The organism is Escherichia sp. MR (genome assembly GCF_005280595.1).
GTDB classification, from domain to species: domain Bacteria; phylum Pseudomonadota; class Gammaproteobacteria; order Enterobacterales; family Enterobacteriaceae; genus Escherichia; species Escherichia ruysiae.
Genome location: NZ_SZVK01000015.1, coordinates 81506 through 89673, shown reverse-complemented (window position 1 = coordinate 89673; position 8168 = coordinate 81506). Strand labels below are relative to the sequence as shown.

General features: G+C 51.4%; 7 protein-coding genes and 1 riboswitch. Of the genes, 1 reads left to right on the top strand and 6 read right to left on the bottom strand.

All coding sequences use genetic code 11. The features are described 5' to 3' along the window. Positions 1-372: 372 nt before the first annotated feature. Both murI and btuB read right to left on the bottom strand, forming a co-directional pair. On the bottom strand, positions 373-1230 hold the full coding sequence (murI, locus tag FC814_RS09280) for a glutamate racemase (protein WP_000201834.1): 858 nt from the start codon (positions 1228-1230) through the stop codon (positions 373-375). Beyond that, positions 1175-3019, bottom strand: coding sequence for a TonB-dependent vitamin B12 receptor BtuB (gene btuB / locus FC814_RS09275; RefSeq protein WP_000591347.1), 1845 nt, complete (start codon positions 3017-3019; stop codon positions 1175-1177). The genes murI and btuB overlap by 56 nt, the downstream gene beginning before the upstream one ends. A 64-nt stretch (positions 3020-3083) precedes the next feature. Next, a riboswitch (cobalamin riboswitch) is annotated at positions 3084-3275 on the bottom strand. 113 nt (positions 3276-3388) lie between these two features. On the opposite strand from btuB, the gene trmA reads away from it, so the two are divergent. Continuing rightward, complete coding sequence (gene trmA / locus FC814_RS09270; protein ID WP_085461431.1) at positions 3389-4489, top strand: tRNA (uridine(54)-C5)-methyltransferase TrmA; 1101 nt, start codon at positions 3389-3391, stop codon at positions 4487-4489. Positions 4490-4528: 39 nt separating this feature from the next. On the opposite strand, the gene FC814_RS09265 is transcribed toward trmA, so the two are convergent. The 4 genes from FC814_RS09265 to FC814_RS09250 form a co-directional block, all read right to left on the bottom strand. Then, positions 4529-4888: a YijD family membrane protein gene (locus FC814_RS09265; RefSeq protein WP_000806411.1), complete on the bottom strand. Its 360-nt coding sequence runs from the start codon at positions 4886-4888 to the stop codon at positions 4529-4531. Next, positions 4888-5538, bottom strand: a complete 651-nt coding sequence (fabR, locus tag FC814_RS09260) for an HTH-type transcriptional repressor FabR (protein ID WP_123007655.1) — start codon at positions 5536-5538, stop codon at positions 4888-4890. The genes FC814_RS09265 and fabR overlap by 1 nt, the downstream gene beginning before the upstream one ends. 103 nt (positions 5539-5641) lie before the next feature. After that, complete coding sequence (locus tag FC814_RS09255) at positions 5642-6958, bottom strand: citrate-proton symporter (RefSeq protein WP_137325855.1); 1317 nt, start codon at positions 6956-6958, stop codon at positions 5642-5644. A gap of 42 nt (positions 6959-7000) precedes the next feature. After that, positions 7001-8167: a M20 aminoacylase family protein gene (locus FC814_RS09250; protein WP_000569581.1), complete on the bottom strand. Its 1167-nt coding sequence runs from the start codon at positions 8165-8167 to the stop codon at positions 7001-7003. Between the last annotated feature and the right edge of the window lies 1 nt (position 8168).

Below are 8168 nucleotides of genomic sequence, written 5' to 3'. Positions count from 1 at the left end.
AAAGTTTGATGCTCAAAGAATTAAACTTCGTAATGAATTACGTGTTCACTCTTGAGACTTGGTATTCATTTATCGTCTTGCGACGTTAAGAATCCGTATCTTCGAGTGCCCACACAGATTGTCTGATAAATTGTTAAAGAGCAGTGCCGCTTCGCTTTTTCTCAGCGGCGCGGGGTGTGCATAATACGCTTTCCCGCTACAGAGTCAAGCATTTATTTTTGCTTTCTCTGCCGGAATTCTCAGGAGAATCCCGCTGACCCGGTGGCGTGTTTGCCGTTGTTCCGTGTCAGTGGTGGCGCATTATAGGGAGTTATTCCGGCCTGACAAGAGGAAATTTAAAATAATTTTCCGAATGCGCAACATTCAACCAAATCAGCCTGAAACTGCCAGTTTTTCGAGCGTTTTGAAACCGTAACGCTGTAAAACGGGCAATAATTGTTCTGCTTCCGGCGTCATTGCCATACAAAAGGCAACATTCGCATCGGCAGATTTTGCATCCGGGGCTTCATGTTCTAACAACCAGGCCGTTCGGCGGGCAATTGCTGCGCCAGAATCTACCAGCCGTGTTCCCTCTGGTAGCACCTGTAACAGTTCTTCTCGTAATAGAGGGAAATGAGTACACCCTAGAACAACAGTATCTGGTGGCTCTTTCATTCTTAACCACGGACGCAAGATACGCTTTAGCGCATCCAGAGAAACTTCGTCGCCATGCAGTTTCGCTTCAGCCAGCTCAACCATCTCTGCCGATCCGAGCATTTCTATCTGACATTCATTGGCGAAACGCGCAATCAGTTCATGGGTATAAGAACGTTTAACTGTTCCGCGAGTTGCCAGCAATCCAACAATGCCATTAGCGGTCAGACGCGCTGCGGGTTTAATCGCCGGCACGACACCGACAACCGGGAAGTCAAACTTTTCGCGTAATGCAGGAAGCGAAACGGTGCTGGCGGTGTTGCAGGCCACCACAGCCAGTGCAAGGGGATAATGCTCTTGCACCGCAGTGACAATTTCCACCACTCGCTCAACAATAAACGCTTCGCTTTTTTCGCCATACGGGAAAGCGACATTATCGAAAGCATAAATGTAATGGAGATCCGGTAAGAGACGCCGGATCTCGTCATAGACCGACAGCCCACCGACGCCGGAGTCAAACACCAGCACGGTGGGACGTGGTTCAGAAGGTGTAGCTGCCAGACAAGGTGTATTCCCGTCCTGCAGTTTGGTAGCCATAGACTGTCTCGTAATCTTTGTCGAACAAGTTGGCTATTTTACCACGAACAGTCAGATGAGAGGTGACCGGATACGCAACCGCAAGATCCCACAAGCTCACACCGCCCATTTTAACGGTTTGATAAGGATAAGATGAGTAATCCTTATCATAGCGAGTGCCTAAATACTGATAAGTAATACCCCAGTCGAAGTCATACAGTTGCCAGTCGAGCTGATATTTCACCTGCTGTTTAGCGCGACGTAGCAACGGCGTGTCGGTAATCGCGTTACGCGCATCGACATAATCATAACTCACCGTATGCGTCAGCGGTCCGGTATCAAAATTGGCGGTCGCCTCGACGCCCTTAATCCGCGCTTTCCCTTCGTTGTAGTATTTGAGGGTGTGATCATCGTAATCGATCAAGTCACTAACATCGTTACGGTATCCGGAAATACGCCAGTTCACTCCAGCAGTTAAGCCTTCAAACGCCCCTTCCCACTGTTTGCTTTTCTCAGGGTTCAGATCCGGATTACCGTAGAAGCCATAGAGTTGCCCAAGATTAGGTGCCTTGTACGACGTACCATAAGAAGCGATAAACCGATAACCTTCGATGAATTCCCAACCGACGCTGGTTTGCCAGGTTCCATGACGACCAAACTGTGAGTTATCGTCGCTGCGTGCTGCGCCTTCAAAGGTAAAATCGCCGACTTGTTGCAGCCCGGTCAGATAGATGCCGGTATTACGTTGATCATATCCATCCTCAACATAACCTGTACCCGGCGTCGTAGTCTGTTTCTGCCAGTCGACACCCGCACCAATACTACCGTGACCAACGATGACATTGTTTGCCCACTGAACGGTGTATTGCTTCATCTCATCAAGCGTTGCGGACGAATCATAACGACCATAATGGGGATCGTAGTTGTAATCTTTGCTATGGCTATAGCTGGTAATGAGTTGTGATTTAATCAGTTCGCCGTTATAGCGCAGCCCGGCATCCCAGCTTTGGCTATAGAGTTTGCGAGTATCGAGCAGCGGCGAGCCGGGAGAATAATACGCGTCATAATTGGTACGGTTATCATAGCCATAGCCGCGCACAAAGCCGCTCCAGGCATCAGTAAAGTTATGCTCCAGCGCGCCATAAAGCGTTTTACTTAAGAAACCATCGTTATCTGGCTGCGCTTGCGTTCCGGTATTGCCATAAGCGACAACATCATAACCATGAGTATGGGCATAATCGCCCAACAACGTTACTCGTGTCTTATCCCCCAGTTGTTGCTGCGTAGAGACATCATAGTTCTGATAACTATGGCTTCCCCACCCTGCTGAAATTTCCGTTCCGGGTTCATCGCGCGTCGTGATGATATTCACCACCCCGCCTATTGCATCGGAACCATATACGGCGGAACGCGGCCCACGGATATATTCAACACGCTGGACAAGCGCAATAGGGAACTGGCTAAGGTCGGCAGAACCACTCACCCCTGCCAGATTCAGGCGGACGCCATCAATTAACACCAACACATGACTGGCATTTGTACCGCGAATAAAAATAGATGAGAGCTGACCTGAACCGCCGTTTTGGGTGATATCCACACCAGGGAGACGGCGCAGCACATCATTGACCGAGGTCGACTGCCAGCGGTCGATATCCTGACGCGTCACAACGGTGGTTGGTGCAAGCACAGTGCTGCGCGGCTGTTCAAAACGGTTAGCAGTAACGACGAGAGTATCCGGGCTAGTATCCTGTGCCCAAGCGGAAAAGGCTGTGACGGAACACGCCGTCAGCAGCGAAGCTTTTTTAATCATTGTAAAGCATCCACAATAGAAGAAGGATGCCGCAGGTTTCACCAATATTACGCGATGATGAGAACCAGATGCGACGTTAGCCGGCAGGTCTTCGGGCTTGGAGGGGTATCTGAGGATACAAAGAGATGATGACTTCCCACCGGATGGCAGTGTCCGCATTACGCAATCATCGCACCTTTCCTTACCGCTGCGCGTCAGCTCCAGATTCGCACTGGATTCCCTATTAACTCACAGGACCGGCGAGTGGATGCTACAGGTTGTAACAAGTTGCTGTCCAGACGTAGCTCACAAATAGGAATCTATCAAGATCTGGACATCTGATGAGCAATCCCTACAATCGCCGCGTACATTTCATTTTCAGGATACATCATGACCCCCGAACACCTTCCAACAGAACAGTATGAAGCGCAGTTAGCCGAAAAAGTGGTACGTTTGCAAAGTATGATGGCGCCGTTTTCTGACCTGGTTCCGGAAGTGTTTCGCTCGCCGGTCAGTCATTACCGGATGCGTGCAGAGTTCCGCATCTGGCACGATGGCGATGACCTGTATCACATCATTTTCGATCAACAAACCAAAAGCCGCATCCGCGTGGATAGCTTCCCCGCCGCCAGTGAACTTATCAACCAGTTGATGGGCGCGATGATTGCGGGTGTGCGCAATAATCCCGTTCTGCGCCACAAGTTGTTCCAGATTGATTACCTCACCACGCTGAGCAATCAGGCGGTGGTTTCCCTGCTGTACCATAAAAAGCTGGATGACGAGTGGCGCCAGCAGGCAGAAGCCCTGCGCGATGCACTGCGAGCGCAGAATCTGAATGTGCATCTGATTGGTCGGGCAACGAAAACCAAAATCGAGTTGGATCAAGATTACATCGACGAACGTCTGCCGGTTGCAGGGAAAGAGATGATCTACCGTCAGGTGGAGAACAGCTTCACTCAGCCGAACGCGGCGATGAATATTCAGATGCTGGAATGGGCGCTGGATGTAACCAAAGGTTCAAAAGGTGATTTACTGGAGCTGTACTGCGGCAACGGTAATTTTTCATTAGCTCTGGCGCGCAATTTTGATCGAGTATTAGCTACCGAAATCGCTAAGCCATCGGTCGCTGCCGCGCAATACAATATTGCTGCTAACCATATTGATAACGTACAAATTATTCGTATGGCGGCGGAAGAGTTTACCCAAGCGATGAATGGTGTGCGCGAGTTTAACCGCCTGCAAGGGATCGATTTAAAGAGTTATCAGTGCGAAACCATTTTTGTCGATCCGCCGCGCAGCGGTCTGGACAGTGAAACCGAGAAAATGGTGCAGGCGTATCCGCGTATTTTGTACATCTCCTGCAACCCGGAAACGTTATGCAAGAATCTGGAAACATTAAACCAGACGCACAAAGTTGAACGTCTGGCTCTGTTTGATCAGTTCCCCTACACGCACCATATGGAGTGCGGCGTGTTACTGACGGCGAAGTAAAACCCATGCCGGATGCGCCAGCATCCGGCATGTTACTGATTACTCAGCAACTTCCTGCTTACGGTTACGCATCTTCGCGCCAATCCAGAACACCATAATGACGGACAGCACTGCCGGGAAGAAGTTAGAACCGATATCCGGATATTCCGCACGAACCACCGTGCTGTACAGCAGAACGCCGAGAATAAAACAGGCGGCAGCCAGCCCCGGCAAGCCTACCGGCATGGTGCGATTAAGATAACGTTGATGCAGGCAGTAAACCGTCAGCACCAGAGAAATAATCGGGAATACAGAAAATGGCACAATGGAGCTAAACAGCGCCGCAAACGTACCATTGATCGATAAGCCAGCAACCAACGCCAGCAGCAGCGTACCTCTATCTTGATTTGCTTGTTTCATTACTCGTCCTTCACATTTCCCGGAATAGTTGCGGTTTTCTCTTGTTCACGGCGATACCAGTAATAAGCCCCTTTCGAAATCATTCGCAGTTGCAGTACCAGTCGCTCTTCTAATTGCCGACGTTGTTCGACGCCAACGTCCAACGCCTCGGCACCCGCACTGAAGACAATCGTCACCATTGCTTCGGCTTGCGCTTCAGTAAACGCACGAGGCATGTGGTTTTCGAGTTCCAGATAGTCCGCAAGTTCCGCAATGAAGTGCTGAATTTCACGCGCAACGGCGGCACGAAACGCAGCGGAAGTGCCGGAGCGTTCCCGCAATAATAACCGGAAGGCGTTCGGATTATTACCGATGAACTCCATAAATGTGGAGACCGAGGTACGGATCACACTCCCGCCTTTGGCAATACGCTGACGCGCCTGGCGCATGAGTTGGCGCAGCATCAAACCGCTCTCATCAACCATGGTCAGACCAAGTTCGTCTACGTCGCGGAAATGCCGGTAAAAAGAGGTGGGAGCAATGCCCGCTTCTCGCGCCACTTCACGCAAACTCAGGCTGGCGAAGCTGCGTTCAGCACTTAATTGGCTAAATGCGGCTTCCACCAGCGAACGGCGGGTTTTTTCTTTTTGTTGCGCTCTTACGCCCATCACAATGTCTGAATCCTTGCCAAAAGTACTGCTGGCACTATACCAGAGAATGAACATACTGGATTGCTCCAGTGTTGTGAATGAACGGTAACGCAATAAAACACATTTACTGCAGCTCTTTGGCTGGTTCTTTCACAAACAACAACGCCAGCATCGACAGCAACGTGCCGCAGCCCAGATACCACGCCGGAGCCGTCAGACTCTCCAGTAACACGATAGATTGCGTGGCGAAATATTGTGCAAAACCACCAAAAATTGCCACACCAATGCTATAAACCAGCGCGAAGCCCAATGCCCGGATCCGTTTCGGCAATAGTTCGGAAATCAACAACATTACCGGCACACCGCCAAGCGTAGTAAAGCTGACCATCACGAAAACCACCGTCAGCAACATGCCTGGGCTTGGGTAATTCACCAACAGCCAGAACGAAGGCCAGCTACAGAGAAGCACCATCACACAGGAGATTAAAATCAGCTTTTTACGCCCGACCGAATCACACAGCATCCCCACCAGCAGCGCCCCCACAAAAGTAATAACGCCCGCCAGTAACATCGCTGCATGAGAATAATGTTGAGGCATCGCCAGATACTTCGCCGCCCAGGTGCCGTAGTAAAAGAGGGAGATATAGGTTGCTACCGTACTGCCAATCGCGAGTAAAACACCGTTAGCGAGAGTCGCTTTATGTTGCAGAAGCAGGGAAAACGTACTTTCGCTGGCAGCAGCACTCTTCTTATTCGCCACTTCAGGCGCATCATTTTCCAGACTCAGGCGCAGCCAGCAACCGATGGGTGCTAACAGCACACCAATAAAAAACGGCACTCGCCAGCCCCATTCCGCCATTACGGTCTCTGAACCTGTGGCAAACGGCAGCCATGCACTCAACCCTAAAGCGACGATGCCACCAAAGGTCGTTGCCAGCCCCTGGGTCGCCAGCGACCAACTGCTGTAAAAGCCGCGACGATTTGCCGGCGCAGACTCAACCAGCAAAGACATTGAGGCGCCGACTTCACCACCTGCCGCAACGCCCTGGATCAGACGCGCCAGCACCAGCGTCGCGGTTCCCCAATATCCCGCCGTCGCATAGGTCGGCCCGATGCCGATCATCAGCGTACCGAGGCTCATCAGGGCAATGGTGAACACCATCGCGGGTTTGCGTCCGAAACGATCGGCCCAGGCGCCAACGATAATCCCACCAAGCGGGCGCATAAAAAAGCTCACGCCAAAAGTCGCAAATGCCAGTAACAGCGCAACGTTATGATCGGCACTGGGAGGAAAGAAAAGTGTACTGATATAGACCACAAAAAAGTTGTAAACGCCAAAATCAAAAAATTCGAGCGCATTGCCAAACGCCGAGGCAAAAATCACCCGCTTACCGCTGGGCTTTTTCTTTACGCCCACCGATTCATTTACGATCGCCGTCATTCCATATTCCTTGCCAGAAAGTGTTGTTGTGTGTTGTTTTATTTATTGCAACCAGGCTTCCACCAGCGCGCCCCAGTAGCTACTTGCCGGCACCAGACTTGCATCGTTGAAGTCGTACCCGGGGTTATGCACCATGCAGGAACCTTCCCCGACATCACCATTACCGAACAACAGGAAAGCGCCTTTTGGCTGGGCCTCCAGCATGAAAGAGAAGTCTTCACTGCCCATCAGAGGCTTGATGCCAAACTCCGCCCTGTCTTCACCAAACGTTTCGCAGGCCACCTGGCAGGCAAATCTCGCCATCGCCTCATCATTCACTAATACCGGAGTGCCGTTAACATGCGTCACATCAGCCGTAGCGCCAAAGCTGACGGCCTGGGCTTGTGCCAGAGCAGGAATACGGGTCAGAAGAAGTTGCCGGGTTTCACGGCTAAGCGAGCGGACGCTGATTTTCATCTCGGCACTATCTGGAATGACGTTAGCGGCCTCACCCGCAACAATGCTGCCGACGGTAATGACCGCCGCTTCCAGCGGATCGACATTGCGCGACACAATACTTTGTAATGCGGTGGTGATATGTGCCGCGACCAGCACCGGGTCGATGGCTTTGTGGGGAATCGCACCATGTCCACCACAGCCACGAACCGTAATGTGGAACTGATCCATTGACGCCATCAGCGCCCCTGGCTGAAAGTAAAACTTGCCAACCGGCAGACCCGGCATATTGTGCATACCGAAAATCACATCGCAGGGGAAACGGTCAAAAAGACCTTCTTTAACCATAATCTCACCGCCGTTGATCATCTCTTCAGCTGGCTGGAAGATGAGACGCAACGTGCCGTTAAAGCGGCGGGTTTCGGCAAGATAGCGCGCGGCACCCAGCAATATTGTGGTATGCCCGTCATGCCCACAGGCGTGCATCAAACCAGGTTGTTTGCTGGACCAGGGTTTGCCGCTATTTTCATAAATCGGTAACGCATCCATATCCGCCCGCAAACCAATACTTTTCTCTCCGTCGCCCACTTTTAAGGTGGCAACCACGCCGGTCGTCGCCAGCCCTTGCTCTACCTCATAGCCCCACTGGCGCAGCTTTTCTGCTACCAACGCACTGGTTTGAAACTCCTGTAACCCCAGCTCCGGGTTTTCATGGATCTGATGGCGAATCTCGCGCAGTTCTTCCTCAAACCCACGAATATAGTGTTCGATCATC

What these genes read in the sequence shown, in the direction of transcription:
- murI (WP_000201834.1), bottom strand. Translation starts at nt 1,230, where the DNA reads ATGGCTACCAAACTGCAGGACGGGAATACACCTTGTCTGGCAGCTACA.
- btuB (WP_000591347.1), bottom strand. Translation starts at nt 3,019, where the DNA reads ATGATTAAAAAAGCTTCGCTGCTGACGGCGTGTTCCGTCACAGCCTTT.
- trmA (WP_085461431.1), top strand. Translation starts at nt 3,389, where the DNA reads ATGACCCCCGAACACCTTCCAACAGAACAGTATGAAGCGCAGTTAGCC.
- FC814_RS09265 (WP_000806411.1), bottom strand. Translation starts at nt 4,888, where the DNA reads ATGAAACAAGCAAATCAAGATAGAGGTACGCTGCTGCTGGCGTTGGTT.
- FC814_RS09255 (WP_137325855.1), bottom strand. Translation starts at nt 6,958, where the DNA reads ATGACGGCGATCGTAAATGAATCGGTGGGCGTAAAGAAAAAGCCCAGC.
- FC814_RS09250 (WP_000569581.1), bottom strand. Translation starts at nt 8,167, where the DNA reads ATGATCGAACACTATATTCGTGGGTTTGAGGAAGAACTGCGCGAGATT.